At 66.1% G+C, this 16,026-nt stretch carries 15 protein-coding genes; 7 read left to right on the top strand and 8 right to left on the bottom strand.

Translation table 11 applies throughout. The features are described 5' to 3' along the window. Positions 1-17 precede the first annotated feature (17 nt). Positions 18-692, bottom strand: coding sequence for a DUF1028 domain-containing protein (locus tag ABZ720_RS02430; RefSeq protein ID WP_366553426.1), 675 nt, complete (start codon positions 690-692; stop codon positions 18-20). After that, the gene (locus ABZ720_RS02435) at positions 689-1,216 is read right to left on the bottom strand and encodes a DinB family protein (protein ID WP_366553428.1); all 528 of its coding nucleotides are present in this window, start codon (positions 1,214-1,216) and stop codon (positions 689-691) included. Before ABZ720_RS02435 ends, ABZ720_RS02430 begins: the two co-directional genes overlap by 4 nt. Before the next feature lie 105 nt (positions 1,217-1,321). Between ABZ720_RS02435 and groL the strand changes: the two genes are divergently transcribed. The 3 genes from groL (at position 1,322) to ABZ720_RS02450 (ending at position 5,570) form a co-directional block, all read left to right on the top strand. Continuing rightward, on the top strand, positions 1,322-2,944 hold the full coding sequence (gene groL, locus ABZ720_RS02440; protein ID WP_366553430.1) for a chaperonin GroEL: 1,623 nt from the start codon (positions 1,322-1,324) through the stop codon (positions 2,942-2,944). Positions 2,945-2,949: 5 nt separating this feature from the next. Further along, positions 2,950-4,332 carry a nicotinate phosphoribosyltransferase gene (locus ABZ720_RS02445; RefSeq protein WP_366553432.1) on the top strand — a complete coding sequence of 461 codons (1,383 nt, stop codon included), beginning with the start codon at positions 2,950-2,952 and terminating at the stop codon, positions 4,330-4,332. A 155-nt stretch (positions 4,333-4,487) separates the two neighbouring features. Further along, positions 4,488-5,570 (top strand): 50S ribosomal protein L11 methyltransferase, encoded by a 1,083-nt coding sequence (locus ABZ720_RS02450; protein ID WP_366553434.1) that lies wholly within the window; start codon positions 4,488-4,490, stop codon positions 5,568-5,570. An 18-nt stretch (positions 5,571-5,588) separates the two neighbouring features. Here ABZ720_RS02450 and ABZ720_RS02455 read toward each other — a convergent pair whose 3' ends face one another. From ABZ720_RS02455 to ABZ720_RS02465, 3 genes are all read right to left on the bottom strand, one after another. Continuing rightward, entirely contained in the window at positions 5,589-6,368 is a 780-nt protein-coding gene (locus ABZ720_RS02455) for an SDR family NAD(P)-dependent oxidoreductase (RefSeq protein ID WP_366553436.1), read from the bottom strand. A gap of 85 nt (positions 6,369-6,453) precedes the next feature. Next, complete coding sequence (locus ABZ720_RS02460; RefSeq protein WP_366553438.1) at positions 6,454-7,956, bottom strand: NAD(P)H-hydrate dehydratase; 1,503 nt, start codon at positions 7,954-7,956, stop codon at positions 6,454-6,456. An 80-nt stretch (positions 7,957-8,036) separates the two neighbouring features. Next, positions 8,037-8,609 carry a hypothetical protein gene (locus tag ABZ720_RS02465; RefSeq protein WP_366553440.1) on the bottom strand — a complete coding sequence of 191 codons (573 nt, stop codon included), beginning with the start codon at positions 8,607-8,609 and terminating at the stop codon, positions 8,037-8,039. Between the two features lie 287 nt (positions 8,610-8,896). On the opposite strand from ABZ720_RS02465, the gene ABZ720_RS02470 reads away from it, so the two are divergent. From ABZ720_RS02470 to sorU, 4 genes are all read left to right on the top strand, one after another. Next, positions 8,897-9,427: an RNA polymerase sigma factor gene (locus ABZ720_RS02470; protein ID WP_366553442.1), complete on the top strand. Its 531-nt coding sequence runs from the start codon at positions 8,897-8,899 to the stop codon at positions 9,425-9,427. After that, positions 9,424-10,251, top strand: coding sequence for a hypothetical protein (locus ABZ720_RS02475; RefSeq protein ID WP_366553444.1), 828 nt, complete (start codon positions 9,424-9,426; stop codon positions 10,249-10,251). The genes ABZ720_RS02470 and ABZ720_RS02475 overlap by 4 nt, the downstream gene beginning before the upstream one ends. Positions 10,252-10,398: 147 nt before the next feature. Next, positions 10,399-11,589 carry a SorT family sulfite dehydrogenase catalytic subunit gene (sorT, locus tag ABZ720_RS02480; protein ID WP_366553446.1) on the top strand — a complete coding sequence of 397 codons (1,191 nt, stop codon included), beginning with the start codon at positions 10,399-10,401 and terminating at the stop codon, positions 11,587-11,589. Positions 11,590-11,656: 67 nt separating this feature from the next. Continuing rightward, positions 11,657-11,995 carry a SorU family sulfite dehydrogenase c-type cytochrome subunit gene (gene sorU / locus ABZ720_RS02485; RefSeq protein WP_366553448.1) on the top strand — a complete coding sequence of 113 codons (339 nt, stop codon included), beginning with the start codon at positions 11,657-11,659 and terminating at the stop codon, positions 11,993-11,995. 58 nt (positions 11,996-12,053) lie between these two features. Here sorU and ABZ720_RS02490 read toward each other — a convergent pair whose 3' ends face one another. The 3 genes from ABZ720_RS02490 to gdhA all read right to left on the bottom strand — a co-directional run bounded on the left by ABZ720_RS02490 (position 12,054) and on the right by gdhA (position 15,873). Continuing rightward, on the bottom strand, positions 12,054-12,842 hold the full coding sequence (locus ABZ720_RS02490) for an HpcH/HpaI aldolase family protein (RefSeq protein WP_366553450.1): 789 nt from the start codon (positions 12,840-12,842) through the stop codon (positions 12,054-12,056). Beyond that, positions 12,843-14,381 carry an SPOR domain-containing protein gene (locus tag ABZ720_RS02495; protein ID WP_366553452.1) on the bottom strand — a complete coding sequence of 513 codons (1,539 nt, stop codon included), beginning with the start codon at positions 14,379-14,381 and terminating at the stop codon, positions 12,843-12,845. It lies immediately after the preceding gene. A gap of 142 nt (positions 14,382-14,523) precedes the next feature. Then, complete coding sequence (gene gdhA, locus ABZ720_RS02500) at positions 14,524-15,873, bottom strand: NADP-specific glutamate dehydrogenase (RefSeq protein ID WP_366553454.1); 1,350 nt, start codon at positions 15,871-15,873, stop codon at positions 14,524-14,526. Positions 15,874-16,026: the final 153 nt, after the last annotated feature.

Consider the following 16,026-nt stretch of genomic DNA (forward strand, 5'->3'; position numbering starts at 1 on the left):
ATCGGGTCGTGCCGAAGTCAGGCGACCTCTTCCCCGGCCTCGCCGGCTGGATTCTCCCGCGTCGGCATGCGGCGGATGTGCGGCACCACGTCCTGGGCAAAGACCTGCAGCAGGCGCTGCAACTCCTCGATTGGCCGGGCGTGTTCGTCGACCCGAATGTCCCAGAGCGGATAGTCCTCGCTGTCGACCACATAGAGCGTCGCCGAGCGTTCCCCCTTGCGATCTCCGCCGCCGGCGTCGGCGCTGGCCAATGCCTGCACCAGGCGCTCGGGCAGCGGCTGCCCTTCCAGCGCCAGGTAGCGTTCGCGCGCACGCTCCAGCACCTCCGCCCCGGCAAGGCGATTGCCCTGCAGGCTGTAACCTTCTCCGGTGATATGACCCGACCAGACCGGGCAGCCTTCGCCGGTGAAGGCCGCCACCCGCCCCTGCGCGTCGACCACGGCCACTTGGCGCAGGTCCATGCGTGGATCGCGCGGCTTCAGGGCCTCAATGACGTCGAGAGCGGGCATGCCTCGCGCAAGCAGCGCCAGGCCGTCGATGCCGAGATAGGGATTGATCTGCGCCTGCGTCGCCACGGCGCCAACACCGGCCTGGGCATGGGTCAGCAATTTGCCCACGGCCGGCATGGCGGTCGCGGCGGCAATGCCGAACTGCCCGCTGCGCGGACAGCGGGCCACGATGGAGAAGGTCAAGTGGCCGCTCCCGTGCCTGCCAGACCGAGGCCGGTCTCGCGCTGAAAGGTGATGAGATCAAGCCCCGGCGCATCGCCCGCCATCTGCGTAAGCAGGCAGTGAGCCTGGCCGCGGTGGTGGGTCTGATGATTGAAGAAGTGGGTCAGGGCCGGCGCCAGCGGCTGCTCGATGTCCTCTGGTTTGGAGATCGTGCGGTAGCGAAAACTGCCGGCGAGCGCCGCGTCGTCCAGGCCGCCAACATAGTCTTCAATACGCCGGTCCTCCGCTTCACGGGCCGCAGTGAGTTCAGGCAGGGACTCGAAAAGGATCGCATCCAGCTGTGTCGGCGCTTCGCCCGTGCCGGTAAATCGCTGCATCCAGATCCGGTCGGCCACCAGCAGATGATTGAGCGTGCCATGCAGCGATCCGAAAAAGGCCCCGGCGTTGCGGCGATAGGCTTCCTCCGGCACCGCGGCAGCGGCTGCGTAAACGCGCCGATTGGCCCAGCTGTTGTAGCCAGCCAGTATGACAAACTGCTCCATCATCTCGCTCCTCTCCGTGTATGCGATCCGGCCTAGCCTTGACCCAGGTCAAGGCCGCCGATTCCCGCTATGCAATACTCTCCATATTCCCAAGACAGGAGTCGCGTCATGGGCCATAAGCAGGTCCTGTTTCGCTCCGCCGCCCGCGAGAAAGTGCTCCGCGGCGCGACGCAGCTTGCCGACGCCGTGCGGGTCACGCTGGGTCCGAAATCGAAGTCGGTTCTGATCCAGAAGCCCTGGGGCGCGCCGATCGTCTGCAACGACGGGGTCACCATCGCCAAGGAGATGAGCCTGAAAGACCCGGAAGAGGATCTGGGTGTTCAGATGCTCCGGCAGGCCGCTGAGAAGACCGGTGACGTGGTGGGCGACGGCACCAGCACCGCCACCGTCCTGGCCCATGCGCTGCTGGCCGATGGCATTCGCAATGTCGTTGCCGGCGCCAGTGCGATCGACCTGCGGCGCGGCTTCGATCGCGGTGCCAGGACGGCCATCGAGGCCCTGCGCAGCCTCTCACGGCCGGTCGAGACCAGCCGGGAGAAGGCGCAGGTCGCGACCATCTCCGCCCACAATGATGCAAGCATCGGCGCCCTGGTGGCCGAAGCCATGGACAAGGTGGGCGACGAAGGCGTGATCACGGTGGAGGAGGCCAAGACCACCGAAACGACTCTGGAGGTGGTCGAGGGTATGCGCTTCGACCGCGGCTTTCTCTCGCCCTACTTCATCACCGATCCGCAGAAAATGGAGGCTGTGCTCGACGAGCCCCTGATCCTGCTGCTCGATCGGAAGCTGGGCGCGCTCAAGGATCTCGTTCCCCTGCTCGAACAGGTGGCCAAGGCCTCCCGGCCGATTCTCGTCATCGCGGAGGACGTTGAAGGCGAGGCGCTGGCAACGCTGGTGGTCAACCACCTGCGCGGCACCTTGAAGAGCTGCGCCGCCAAAGCGCCCGGCTTCGGGGACCGCCGCAAGGCCATGCTCGGAGACATTGCAGCGCTGACCGGCGGCACGGTGGTGTCGGAGGAGCTCGGGATGACCTTGGAGACGATCATCCTGGAGCAGCTCGGCGGCGCAGAACGGGTGGTCGCCGACAAGGAAGGCACAACCATCATCGGCGGACGCGGCCGCAAGGAAGAGATCAACGGCCGCGTGGAGCAGATTCGCCACGAGATCGAGCAGACCACAAGCGACTATGACCGGGAGAAACTGCAGGAGCGTCTCGCCAAGTTGTCAGGCGGAGTTGCCGTCATCCGCGTGGGCGCACCCTCCGAGGCGGAGATGAAATCCAAGAAGGAGGCGCTCGACGACGCCATCAACGCCACCAAGGCGGCGGTGGCTGAAGGTATTGTGCCCGGAGGCGGTTTGGCGTTGCTGCGGTGCATCCCCGCCCTCGCCGAAATGGAGGGTTCGTGCGAGGGCGATGAACGCACCGGGGTGCAGATTCTTAAGCGCGCCCTGGAAGCGCCCACCCGACAAATCGCGGAGAATTCAGCGGTCGACGGTGGCGTGGTCGTGGCCGAGATGCTCAAGGGCACCGGCGGTCGCGGCTTCGACGCAGCCCGCAAGGAGTATGTGGATCTCGTGAAGGCCGGCATCGTTGACCCGACCAAGGTCGTGCGCATCGCTCTGGAGAACGCCGTCTCGGTCGCCGGCGTGCTGCTGCTGACCGAAGTGACCATGACGGAACTGCCGGAAAAGGAGAAGGAGCATGCGGGCCAGCCGGAAATGATGCTGTAATCGCCATGCCGCCGAGCCCTTCCCATGAGCCTCGCCCTGTTTCGGCAGTGGGCCACGGCAATGCGCTCTTCACCGATCTTTATGAACTGACCATGCTGCAGGCCTATCTGGCCGAGGGAATGCAGGAACCGGCGGTCTTCACGCTGACGGTCAGGCGGCTGCCGCCCCGCCGCAACTTCCTCCTGGCCTGCGGCCTGGAACAGGTGCTCGATTATCTCGAAGCTCTGCGATTCACGTCGGACGACCTCGCCTATCTGCGCTCTCTCGGTCACTTCTGCGATGCCTTTCTGGTGTGGCTTGCCGCCTTTCGTTTCACCGGTGAGGTGCGGGCGGTGCCGGAAGGCACGCCGGTCTTCGGCGGCGAACCCATCCTGGAAGTGCGCGCACCGCTGCCGCAGGCGCAGCTCATCGAGACCTTCGTGCTCAACCAGATCCACCTGCAAACCCTGCTGGCCTCCAAGGCGGCGCGCGTGGTGTCGGCAGCCCAGGGCCGGCCGGTCATCGACTTTGGCGCCAGGCGCATGCACGGCCTCGATGCCGCAACCATGGCCGCCCGGGCCTTCCACATTGCCGGCCTTGCCGCAACCTCGAACGTTGCGGCGGGCCAACGCTTCGGTCTGCCGTTGGCCGGCACCATGGCGCACAGCTACATCCAGGCCCATGACCGGGAAGCATCGGCCTTCGAGGCCTTCGCTCAGGTCTATCCCGACAGCGTGCTGCTGGTGGACACCTACGATACGCTGGAGGGTGTGCAGCGGGTGATCGCCCTGGCCCGGGAGCAGGGCAAGACTTTTCGTGTTCGGGCCATCCGGCTTGATTCGGGCGATCTTGGCGCTCTCGCCCGCGACGCCCGCGCGCTTCTCGACGCAGCCGGCCTGCAGCGCGTGGAAATCATTGCCAGCGGCGGTCTCGACGAGACGAAGATTGCTGCCCTGCTGGCGGAAGGGGCACCCATCGACGGCTTCGGCGTCGGCACGGCCATGGGCGTGTCGGACGACGCGCCCAGCCTTGATATCGCCTATAAGCTTTGCGCTTATGCCGGCCGGGGTCGGTTGAAGCTGTCTCCGGGCAAGCTGGTGCTGCCCGGGCCCAAGCAGGTCTTTCGCAGGGACGCGGAGGGGAGTGCAGAGGGCGATACCATCGCACTTCAGGACGAGCGCCTGCCCGGTCGCCCGCTCCTGGTGCCGGTGATGCACGATGGCCGACGCCTGGCGGCCGGCGGGGAAACGCTTTCGCGGATCCGCGCCCGGGCCCGCGACGAGATTGCGGCGCTACCCACTCACCTGCACAGCCTCAAACCGGCCGACCCGCCCTACCCCGTTGCCGTCAGCGAAGTCCTGCAAGGCTTTGCAGACCAAACCGCCGCCTGGGTGGCCGGCACGCTGTAGCCGCCACAGCCACCTCACCCTGGATTGGCTGCCCCTCAAGGGGAATCCCACCCCCCTTCGCGCCTGCCATACAGCCGCAAGATCAGCGCGGAACCAACGCTTCCCGGTCTAAGCATAGCAGGCGAAAAACGAAGGCTGCGGGAGGGCGGATCAAAATGCTGCGCGATGCCACGTCGTGGGTGGGCTGGCGGATGGCCGGGCTGGGGATCGGGCTGTCCCGGCGCGCTCTGCACTCCATCAAGTCGAACAAGACCCTCTATGACCTAGCTTACAGCCTGCGCAACAGTCACGAGTTCAGCGATCTCTACGAGCACGAGAAGATGCTGGCCGACAGCGTTCGCGTCGACTGCTACGCCGAAGCCATCCGGCGCCTGATCAAGCCCGGCGACGTGGTGGTCGACCTGGGCACCGGCAGCGGCGTGCTCGCCATGCTCGCCGCGCGCCAGGGGGCGAAAGTCTATGCCATCGACCATTCGGACTTCATCACCCTGGCCGAGGCCAATGCACGGCGCAACGGCATCGACACCATCACCTTCGTCCACGCCAACAGCCGGCAGTTCCGCCCGCCGGAGCAGGTCGATGTGTTGCTGCACGAGCAGATCGGCGACAATCTCTTCAACGAGAACATGGTGGACAATCTGCTGGACCTGAAGCGCCGGCTGCTCAAGCCCGGCGGGCGCATCCTGCCCGGCCGCTTCGAGCTCTACCTGGAGCCGGTCTGCCTCCACCCGGACTATCGCGTGCCCTTCCTGGAGGAAATCCGCGTCCAGGGGCTGGAGTTCAGCCACCTGGCGGAGATCGCCCGCTCCTATCGCTCCCCGCACTACGGTCGCCGTTCCATGATGGATCACGACGATGTCGAAGACTTTCTGGGTGCTCCCAGCCCTGCCTTGACGGTGGACCTCAACGAGATCAACGACACTTCGGGCCTGCCCCAGCGCATTGCGCTATCGCGAGAGGTGCAGCGCCCCGGACAGCTCGATGGCATCTATCAGTATTTCGCCGTCGTCTTCGATGAGAGCCTGCGCTTCGACACCTCACCCTTCAGCCGCCGAACACACTGGCGGAATCGCATGTTCCGCGTGCCCCAGCGCAGCGTGGCGGTCGGTGAGCGCATCGACTACGAGCTCACCCTGACCGAACTGCGCCTGCACGACAGCTGGGCCGTTACACTGGCCCAGCCTGCGGAAGAGTCTCGGCCCTACGCCGCGCCACAGCCCATCCCGAGCGCGGTCTAAGGCCGAGAGCCGAACCCGTCAGTCCTGCTTCACCGGGACGGTGTAGTTGAGCGCCATGCGCCCGCCGTCGGGATAGATGGTCTGGCCGGTGATGTAGCTGGAGTCTTCGCTGGCCAGGAAGACGGCGACGGAGGCGATCTCGGAGGTCTCGCCGACCCGGCCCATGGGGGTGCGCGAGAGGATGCCCTTCATCTTCTCCGGATCGTTGGCCACGGCGGCGAAAACCTCGGTGCGGATCGAACCTGGGCCGATGCCATTCACGCGGATGCCCTTGTCGACCAGCGACAGCGCCATGGACTTGGTGAGCTGGTTCACACCGCCCTTCGCGACCACGTAGGGCGTGATCGCGGGTATGGCGAGCACGGCGTTGACCGAGGACATGTTGATGATCGTGCCGCCCCGGCCCTGCTTTGCCATCTGGCGCGCCGCCGCCTGACCGGTCAGGAAGACGCCCTTCAGGTTCACGCGCAGCACGCGGTCGAAATCCTCCTCGGCGAGTTCGAGGAAATCGCAGGCATGGACGATACCGGCGTTTGCCACGGCGATGTCCACACCGCCATAGGCGGCAACCGTGGCTTCGATCAGTTTGTCGACCTGGGCCTTGTCGCCGACGTCGCAGGCCACAAAGCGCGCCTCGCCGCCCTGCTTGCGGACCTGCTGCGCTGCGGCTTCACCTCTTTCGCTGTTGATGTCGGAGAGCACGACCTTGGCGCCCTCGCGCGCAAAGGCCTCGGCGCAGGCGAGACCGATCCCGGCCGCCGCACCCGTTACCACCGCCACCTTGTCCTTGAGCCGCATGTTTCACGTCCTCCTGAGTTCGAGCCGGCGGCAAGCTGCCACGCGCCCACCAGAGGCTCAAGCCTGACCGCGTGATAGTCGGCGCCTAACGATCAAGGCCGGCCCGGACCGCGGGCAGGCAATCGGGCAGATCCTCCGAGATCAGGCCCGGCCCGAAATGCTGGGCCGCCGCACCGAGCAGCCAGGCGCCGGCAGCCGCGGCCTCGAAAGCCGGCAGGCCCTGGGCCAGCAGGCCGACGATCAGGCCGCTGAGCACGTCACCCGTCCCGGCCGTCGCCAGGAAGGGCGGCGCATTCTCCACCAGGGCCGCACGGCCGTCGGGCGCGGCGATCACGGCGTCCGCTCCCTTCAGGAGCACAACAGCGCCGCTCTCGCGCGCGGCGGCACTGGCCCGCTGCAGGCGGTCGCCCTTCAGTGAGGGGAAGAGCCGCGCGAACTCGCCGTCATGCGGCGTCAGCACCGCCGGGCCCTTAATGGCGCCGAAGAGGCGTGACGGCGCGCCGGCAAAGGAACTCAGGGCATCGGCATCGAGCACGCAGGCGCGACCGCTGGCCAGCAGCGCTTCCGCCGCCGCGCAGGTCTCCTCCCCAACCCCGAGGCCAGGTCCGATCAGCAGGGCATTGTAGCGCGGATCCTCCAGGCGGCGCTTCAGCACCTGCGGATCGCTGCCCGGCAGCACGATCAGGCTGGGGGAGCTGAGCTGGTAGACCGCAAGCGCTTCGGACGGTGCGGCAAGGCTCACCAGCCCGGCACCCACCCGGAGCGCCGCCCGGGCCGCCAGGCGGGCCGCGCCAGTCATCTCTGCTCCGCCCACGAGCAACGCGTGGCCGAAGTGGTACTTGTGGCTCTCCACCGTGCGCCGTGGCCAGTGCTGCAGCCACAGCGGCGGCTGATTGCGGTGGAGCTGCGGCGCAATAGTCTCGAGCACGGTCTCGGGAATGCCGATGTCGGCCACCACTAGCCGGCCGCAAAGGCGACGCCCAGGCAAGAGCAGGTGCCCGGGCTTGGGCCGGAAGAAGGTCACGGTCAGGTCCGCCGGCGCCACCACTGCGCCCAGCACCGCGCCACTGTCGCCCTGCAGCCCGCTGGGCACGTCGACGGCCAGGACCGGCAGCCCGCGCTCCCGAGCCGTAGTCAGAGTCTGCGCTGCGAGGCCCTCGATCGGGCGTGCCAGGCCGGCGCCGAACAGCGCATCGACCACGAGGCCGGCTCCTTCCAGCAGCGCCGGCGAGAGCCCGGCGATGGGGCCATTCCAGAGGGCGGCATGGTGGGCCGCATCGCCCTTCAGGGCTTCGCGCGCCCCCAGCAGCCCGAGCCGCACCGGCCAGCCGGCCTCCGCCAGCAGACGCGCGACGACGAAGCCATCGCCGCCGTTGTTCCCGGGTCCGCAGAGCACGACCACGTCGCCGCGCAGGCGGCCCAGCGGCCAGGCTTCCCGCAAGGCATCGAAAACCGCGCGGCCCGCATTCTCCATCAAGCGCACCCCGGGCACGCCAGCCGCAGCGGCCGCTTCATCGGCACGGTAGCAGGCTTCCACCGGCAGCACGGCCAGGTCGTCCAATCCAATGCCTGTCTGAAACTGCGTCATCGGCGGCCTTTCCCTAGCGTTCTTCCGGCACTGGATAGCAACCGCCCCCAAGCACCTGTCAGCAACACGCGGGGTCGGATTCAGTTGGATGGGCCGTGATGCATCTCGGAGGCTCGGTGCTCCCCATAGTGGTCGCCATGGCTGTAGCCACGCAGCATGTCATACTGCTCCACCTGGTCTCGGCTGAGAATCCTATCAGTCTCCAGATGGTACCTGAGGTGCGTGGCGCGGAGTTCTCCGGTTATTCTCCCGATTTCGGAAGTGAGCTCATCCAGCCGTGCGGCGCCAATCGATCTGCTCGCGAATTCCCGATCCAGCGTGCTCTCAAGCTCGACGAGATATCTCCCCAATTCTATCGCTATCCCTTTCATTTCATCGTACAGGCCCTCTATCTGCCGCCGCTGCTCCGGGGCCAACTCCAGCTCCTCAGAGAGTTCCAGCACGTGCAACGGGCCGGGGTAGCCGTTCAGCTCCGCCGTGAGGGCAAAGCCAGCGCCCTGACCGTTCAGGAGGGCTTCCACCTGTTCTTCGGGCAGCGCCTTGATTGGCCTTTCTAGAAGCCCCGCGTAGGGCTGCTGCATCTCGGCAACTGAAACGCTGGTGCCAAGAACCAGCATTGCCGCGATCATGGCGCATCGGATCGTGAGCCGCATGTCGATCCTTTCTTTCAATGTGGCAGCAGCGTTCCGAGGTCGCCCGAAGCCTCGCTCAACTCGTCAAGCGTGAACTGGAAGCGCTCTTCGCGCTGTGGAGGCATTACCCAGACTTTCATTTTGTTGCTACTTCAGCAGCACAGGTTTGGTATGCCACAGTGCTCTCGCTGCGGTCTATACGCGGTGCATGCCAGTATCGAGAAGTGAAGCCTGTGGCCACTCCACAGCGATACAAAGCGGCGCTAGACTGATGCGCGCCCAGAACGAACCACATGAGGAGCAAAGCGGTGGCCGCAGCGCGACGCCAGCGCATCGAGGCCTATCTCGACCGGCTCTATGGCTACGCGCTCTCTCTGGCGCATGACCGGGAGGCGGCGCGTGATCTCGTCCAGGACTGCGTGGTGCGAGCGCTCGGTGCGCGACGTGTGCCCGAGGACGAAAGCGCCTATCGGGCCTGGCTGTTCCGCATCCTGCGCAATCGCTTCCTGGACACCCAGCGCCGCAAGGGCAGGCAGGTTCTCGAGCAGACAGAAGACCACGCAAATGGGGGGTCCACGCCGCCTACCATGGGCGAGCGCCCCTTGATCGACAGCCTCACGGTTCGCCGTGGTCTGAGCCGCCTCTCGCCAGCCCACCGGGAAATCCTCGCCTTGATCGACATAGCCGGGTTCAGCTATGCGGAAACGGCAAGCCTGCTGCAGGTGCCGAACGGCACCGTGATGAGTCGCCTGTCCCGTGCCCGCGCGGCGCTTCTGACAGCCATCGAGGATGACAACGTGATACCGCTGCGCCCCCGCAACGGACGATCAGTGCGATGAGCAATTCTCAGACCTCTGACCACGCCCCAAGCTGGGCGGAACTGAACGCCTATGTGGATGGCGAACTCGACAGCGAGGACGCCGCCCGCGTCGCTGCGGCCGCGGCGGCCGACCACCGTCTGGCCCGAGAGATCGCACAGCTGGCAGAGTTGAAGTCCTCGCTTCAAGTCAACGCGGAAGCCCTGCCGCCTGAACTGCTGCAAGTCCCGCTACGCCGTCACCGTTCGCGCCGCTTCGCACAGGCGCTGGCTGCCTGCATTTTCTTGGCCGCAATGGCGGGCGGACTCTGGCTGACCTATCCCCGCCTGCAACCGCCTACGGGTCTCGAGGCGACGCTGCAGACGGCAGAGACCTTGCACGATACATGGTTGCAGGGCGCTGGCGAATCTGCGGAACCCTCGGCGGGTGTCCTGCTCGCCACTCTCCAGGACTTCGGCCTGCCGCTACAAATCCCGGACCTCAGCGACACGCGCCTGAGCATCGCGCATATCGCACTGACAGGCCCGCAGCGCGACGTGCTGCACGTGGGCTATCTTGGCACCCGGGGCTGCCAGGTGAGCCTGCTGGCGTTCCGAAGCCAGGAGAAGACAGCCGCTGGATTCCCCCAGCAACTGACGCATCGCACCGCAGACGGCGAGGAAGCCTATCTCTGGAAGGCCGGATCGGTCGCCTATGTCCTTCTGGCCGATGGTATGGAGTCCGGGCGCATGGCGCTCATCGCGCGGGCCGTGGAGGAGGCCACCCGCCGGCTGGCCCCTATGTCTCCGACAACCCGCTCCGCATTGGCCGACAATCGAGAGAAAAGCGCCCCCTGCCTGGCCTGACGCGCAACCTTTCTTCCCTTCGCTGAGTTATTTTTTCGCCGCTCGGGAATGATTCGGGCTCCTGCGGCGTTTTGTCTCTATAGCAGAGGGCTGCTCAGCGCCTTCGCCGCGCGCATGCCCAGAAGCGACGACAGGGAAGGAAAGATTATGCCCGAGGTTATCAATCTGCAGCGCCGCTACCTGCTGGCCGGAACCGCCGCCACAGCGGTCGCGGCAGGGACATTTGCACCAGGTGCGAGCCTGCGTGCCAGCGAAGGCAGCGACCTGCCGGACTATGTGAACTGGAAAGAACCGGATGCGCTGATCATCCACTCGGACAACACGATTGAGACCAAGCGCAGCGCTTTCGGCACCGCCAGCATCACACCCGAAGACCGGCTTTATATCCGCAACAACGTCTCTCCGCCCCCGATGTCCATCGTCGAGGACCGCGATTCCTGGGAGGTATCGATCGAGGGCGTGGGCGAGCCGCGCACACTGACCCTGGGCGAACTGAAGACCATGGGCATCGAGACCTTGACCATGGTGCTGCAATGCTCCGGCAACGGACGCGCCTTCTTCGACCATGATCCCAGCGGCACCCAGTGGCAGCTCGGTGCCGCCGGCAACGTGATGTGGACCGGCGTGCCCCTGCGCACTGTTGTGGAGGCCTTGGGCGGTGTTGCCGAGGGCGCAGTCTATGTCACCGGGACGGGCGGCGAAGAACTTCCGGAGGGAATCGATCCCCTGTCGATCATGGTCGAACGATCCATCCCCCTTGAGGCGATGGAAGACATCCTGCTTGCCTGGGACATCAATGGCGAGCCGATTTCCCTCGCACACGGTGGTCCCTTGCGCATGGTGGTGCCGGGCTACACCGGCGTGAACAACGTAAAGTACATCAAGAAGATTGCTTTCACCGAGGAGGAATCTCCGGCCCGGATCCAGCAAACCCGCTATCGCCTCATGCCGGTGGGCGAGGAAGGCGGACCGCAGTGGCCGTCGGTCTGGAAGATGGACGTGAAGTCCTGGATCACCGGGCCGCTCGACAATCGCGGCGCCGGCCCCGTGCTGGTCACCGGCGTGGCCTTCGGCGGCACCAATCCGGTCGATACTGTCGAGGTCTCGGTCGATGGCGGAGAGACCTGGCATCAGGCCGATTTTATCGGTCCCGATCTCGGACGCTTTGCCTGGCGCCCCTTCGTTCTGGCCGTCGACCTGGAGCCCGGCAACCACCTGCTGGTGAGCCGCGCCACCGACAGCGAGGGCAACAGCCAGCCGGAGGAATCCGAACCAAACCAGTCGGGCTACAGCCACAATGGTTGGCGCGCGCCCGGCGCTGAAATCACTGTTTCCTGATCCCGTAGCCCCTCGTCCCCCGTCCGCAATGCGGGCGAGGGACCCCTTTTTTCAACGGAACCCTTGGATGAACCGGACACTGCTTGGGCTGCCGGCGCTCGCTGCGACGGCCCTGTTGCTCCTCGCCCCTCTCGACGGCGCCCGCGCCGAAAACGACAGCAACCTCGAACAGGGCCGCAGCCTTTTCACCGAACAGGCCGAGCCGCCCTGCGCCCTCTGCCACACATTGAAGGACGCCGGGGCCGGCGGCACCATCGGGCCGAGCCTCGACGTCATGCAGCCTGAATCCGAGGTCGTGCTGCGCGCCATCACCCAGGGCATCGGCCCCATGATGCCCTACGACGATCTAAGCGAAGAGGAAAAGCAGACCTTGGCCGATTACGTCGCCCAGGTGGCCGGCCAGTAACGCGACGGAAACGCCCTGGCAGGCCGCAGGTCAGCCGGGGCGTTCCTCAGTTCTACCCTCAGCCCCAGGCTTTGCGCTGGGCCTCCAGCGAGGCACGGGCGGAATCGCGCAGCAGCGCCACATCGGCGTCCTGCAGGATCATGCGATAGCCACCGCTTGCCTTGAGCTGCGCCAGGGAGCGGTTGGGGCTGACGATTGCCCCTAGACCACGACCCGCTGCGCGACAGGCCTCCTCAACCCGTGTGACCATGGCATCGACCTCCGGCGCGTCCAGCCGGTTGAACAGCCCCGCATCGGCGGCAAGGTCGTTGGGTCCGATGAACAGCAGATCGACGCCGTCAACGGCCGCGATGCTCTCGATGTTCTCCACCGCCTCGCAAGTTTCGATCTGGCAGATCACGAGGAGTTCCTCCGCCTCGAAGCGGCTCAGGTAGTCGTCGAGGTCCAGCCCGAAGCGCGAGGCCCGCACGATGGAGGCGGCATAGCCGCGCTTGCCCCGGGGCGGATAGCGACAGGCAGCGACGGCGGCCTCGGCCTCCTCGGCGGTATTGACCGAGGGCACCATGACGCCGCGCACGCCCGCATCGAGGACCCGCTTGATCGCCACCGGATCGTTCTGCGGAATGCGCGTCAGCGGCAGGCAGCCAGTACCCTTCATCGCCTGCATCATGCCAATGGTGTCGCCGATGGAGTGGGGGCCATGTTCCATATCCATCATGGCGCAGTCGTAGCCGCATTCGGCCAGCACCTCGGCGACCATGGGCGAGCCCAGTTCAAGCCACACACCGAAGAGCGTTTCCCCTGCCGCCATGCGGGCTTTGGGACCGGGCCGAGATGCTGACATCATTTATTCCTTGCGCAGGGGCTGACAGAAGGCGTCGTCGTTGGAAGTCCGCAGGCGCTCACAGAATGCGCCGGCATCCTCTCGGCTGCTGAAACCGCCGGCCAGGACGCGTCGATAGGCGCCGCGGTCGGTCTCTACAGTCTGATAGTGAACGGATCGATCACCCAGCAGATCCGGGTGGGTGGCGCGGGCCTCCTGCCAAAGCCTGCCCGCGCCTTCCTGGCTTTGCATGGAGCCGAGCCAGACCGCGAAGCCGCTTCCGGCCGCGGTGGACTCGGTGGAACTGTTGCCGCCCGCCGCCTCCCCTAGCTCATCGGCATCTAAGGCTTGCGCGTCGGGCGCCGCTCGCGGGACTTCAGGAACCGTTTCAGGCTCGGGCATGGACTCGAGTGCCGCTCCCGGTTCCGGTGCGGCTTCAGACTCCTCGACCTCGCCCTGCTTCGGGTCGGCGCTCTCTGCCGTCGACTCGGCAGCATCGCTGGCCGCATCATTCGGGGCGACCGCCTCGCTCATCTCTGGCGCCAAGGCCTCCACTTCCGACAGGGGCAACTCGGTTGCCTCCGTCTCGCTGTCGTCCATTGACTCATTGCCCATATCCGCCCCTGCCTGGAAGTCGCTCTCGTCGCCTTCCAGGATGGCGGAGATCGTAGCCGACAGTGCGGTTTCTCGGCTGGCGAAGCTGGCCCCTGGTGGGGAAGCGTTGCGCGCTGGCGGCGCTGGATCGGCCTCTTCCGGTGGATCGGGTACCGCCGGGATGTCCGGAGATTCATCCACCTCCAGCGCCCCGTCATCGTAGTACGGCTCCGCCTCCGCCGAAGTCAGTTGCGGCCTGTCGGGTGCCGGCTCAGGCGTGGCCGTGGCTTGGCGCTCTTCCCGCGCCGGCGGCTCGTCAGCGGCAAGCGGTTCACCTGCGTCGGCAGGAGCGCCGGCACCAGCGTCCCGCCCGTAGCCGTTGGTGCGCGCGCGTTCTTCCCAGGCTGCCGCCTGGCCCGCGTCGCGCGGGACGCCGACACCCAGCCGATAGAACTCCGACAGGCCGAACTGCGCTGCTGGCAGACCGTTCTCCGCGGCGAGTTCCATCCACTCCGCAGCCCGTCGCAAGCGCGGCGCCACGCCCACGCCGTTATAGTAGGCGAGCGCCATGTTGTACTGCGCCTCTGCCTGACCGGCCTCGGCGGCGTTCTGCCAGAGATCGATGGCGCGTCGGGTGTCGCGCACCAGGCCCCGGCCTTCGAGCAGCATGAGCGCAAAATTGGTTTCGGCTGCAAGGGAGCCGCGCTGCATGGCGCGGCGATACCAAGTGCCGGCGCGCTCGGCATCGGCGCCGATGTCTGCCCCCCCCTCCTCGTAGAGTTTGCCCAGCGCAAACTCGGCCTCGGGATTGCCATTGGCCGCAGCCATCAGCCAGTTCACCTCGGCCCGTGCCGCATTGCCGTGGCCATAGGCTGCCAGGCCCGCATCGTAATCCTGGCTCCAGGCTTTACCGGGCAAACCGCTCGCCAGAACGAGCGCAAGATACAAGGGAAGGGTCAGGCGCCCCATGAAGAGTCACACTCGGCTGCTGCAACGCCGTCACGCTACCCGCCGCCGCCAAAGGGGGCAAGCGCCAGACATCCGGGACAGGCGACCCGTCTGAAGGGGAGCGGCGTACCCAAGGCGGCGAAGCCCGCCCCACCCCAATGGCTCAGACCACGCCCAGAGCCCGCATGGACTCGGCCACGCGCACGAAACCGGCAATGTTCGCGCCCAGAACATAGTTGCCCGGCGCGCCATATTCCTCCGCAGTTTCCGCGCAGGAATCATGGATACGGCGCATGATCTCCGCCAGGCGCGCCTCGGTCTGGCCGAAGGTCCAGCTGTCCCGGGAGGCGTTCTGCTGCATTTCCAGCGCCGAGGTGGCCACGCCGCCGGCGTTGGCCGCCTTGCCGGGAGCAAAAAGCACGTTCGCTTCCTGGAAGGTGCGAATGGCTTCGGGCGTGCACGGCATGTTGGCGCCCTCACCGACGACGATCACACCGTTCTTCACCAGAGTGCGGGCATCCTTGCCGGTCAGTTCGTTCTGCGTGGCCGAGGGCAGGGCCACGGTGCAGGGAACGTCCCAGACCGTGCCGCTCTCGACATACTGGGCGTCGCCGCCCTTGCGCCGGGCATACTCGGAAATGCGCTGCCGGCGCACCTCCTTGATCTCCTTGACCAGATCCAGGTCGATGCCGGCTTCGTCCACCACATAGCCATTGCTGTCCGAGCAGGCGATGACTCTGCCGCCGAAGGCGCGGATCTTCTCCATGGCGTAGATGGCCACATTGCCGGAGCCCGACACCACGCAGCGCTTGCCTTCCAGGGAATCTGTGCGGCTTTCCAACATCGACTGCACAAAATAGGTGGTGCCATAGCCCGTGGCCTCTCTGCGCGCGCGCGAGCCACCGTAAACCAGGCCCTTGCCCGTCAGCACCCCCGCCTCGAAGCGATTGGTCAGGCGCTTGTACTGGCCGAACAGGTAGCCGATCTCCCGGTCGCCCACACCGATGTCCCCTGCCGGCACGTCCGTGTACTCGCCCACATGGCGCCAGAGCTCGGTCATGAACGACTGGCAGAAGCGCATGATTTCGCCATCGGATCGACCGCGCGGATCAAAGTCCGACCCACCCTTGCCGCCGCCGATAGGCATGCCGGTCAGGGCGTTCTTGAAGGTCTGCTCGAAGCCCAGGAACTTGATGATGCCGACATTGACCGAGGGGTGGAAACGCAGGCCGCCCTTGTAAGGGCCCAGCGCCGAATTGAACTGCACCCGGAAGCCACGATTGATGCGCACCAGGCCACGGTCGTCGACCCAGGGCACGCGAAAGATGATCTGGCGCTCCGGTTCGCAGATACGCTCGATCAGGGCTTGGTCGGCATAGTGGGGATGCTTCGCGATCACCCGGCCCAGGCTTTCGAGAACCTCGCGAACGGCCTGGTGGAACTCTTCCTCACCGGCATTGCGGTGGACCACATCTGCCAGGATGGCTTCCAGCTTCTCGTCGATCGGCGGCAAGGCTTGCTACTCCCCTGAGTGTGTCTCTCCTCTGCACCCAGCCCGGAACAGGAGCAGGTCGCGTCTTGTTGTAATCGCTTTGCGGTCCAATAAGACTGAATCTGCTCTGTCTCTTTGGCACCAGACCGGATTCACGGACGAGCGCCCCGATGG

The sequence above is a fragment of the Aquibaculum sediminis genome (assembly GCF_040712085.1).
GTDB classification, from domain to species: Bacteria; Pseudomonadota; Alphaproteobacteria; order Kiloniellales; family DSM-21159; genus Aquibaculum; species Aquibaculum sediminis.

Coding starts and splice junctions, on each gene's coding strand:
- ABZ720_RS02435 (WP_366553428.1), bottom strand. CDS start 1,216: ATGATGGAGCAGTTTGTCATACTGGCTGGCTACAACAGCTGGGCCAAT.
- groL (WP_366553430.1), top strand. CDS start 1,322: ATGGGCCATAAGCAGGTCCTGTTTCGCTCCGCCGCCCGCGAGAAAGTG.
- ABZ720_RS02445 (WP_366553432.1), top strand. CDS start 2,950: ATGCCGCCGAGCCCTTCCCATGAGCCTCGCCCTGTTTCGGCAGTGGGC.
- ABZ720_RS02450 (WP_366553434.1), top strand. CDS start 4,488: ATGCTGCGCGATGCCACGTCGTGGGTGGGCTGGCGGATGGCCGGGCTG.
- ABZ720_RS02455 (WP_366553436.1), bottom strand. CDS start 6,368: ATGCGGCTCAAGGACAAGGTGGCGGTGGTAACGGGTGCGGCGGCCGGG.
- ABZ720_RS02460 (WP_366553438.1), bottom strand. CDS start 7,956: ATGACGCAGTTTCAGACAGGCATTGGATTGGACGACCTGGCCGTGCTG.
- ABZ720_RS02465 (WP_366553440.1), bottom strand. CDS start 8,609: ATGCGGCTCACGATCCGATGCGCCATGATCGCGGCAATGCTGGTTCTT.
- ABZ720_RS02475 (WP_366553444.1), top strand. CDS start 9,424: ATGAGCAATTCTCAGACCTCTGACCACGCCCCAAGCTGGGCGGAACTG.
- sorT (WP_366553446.1), top strand. CDS start 10,399: ATGCCCGAGGTTATCAATCTGCAGCGCCGCTACCTGCTGGCCGGAACC.
- sorU (WP_366553448.1), top strand. CDS start 11,657: ATGAACCGGACACTGCTTGGGCTGCCGGCGCTCGCTGCGACGGCCCTG.
- ABZ720_RS02490 (WP_366553450.1), bottom strand. CDS start 12,842: ATGATGTCAGCATCTCGGCCCGGTCCCAAAGCCCGCATGGCGGCAGGG.
- ABZ720_RS02495 (WP_366553452.1), bottom strand. CDS start 14,381: ATGGGGCGCCTGACCCTTCCCTTGTATCTTGCGCTCGTTCTGGCGAGC.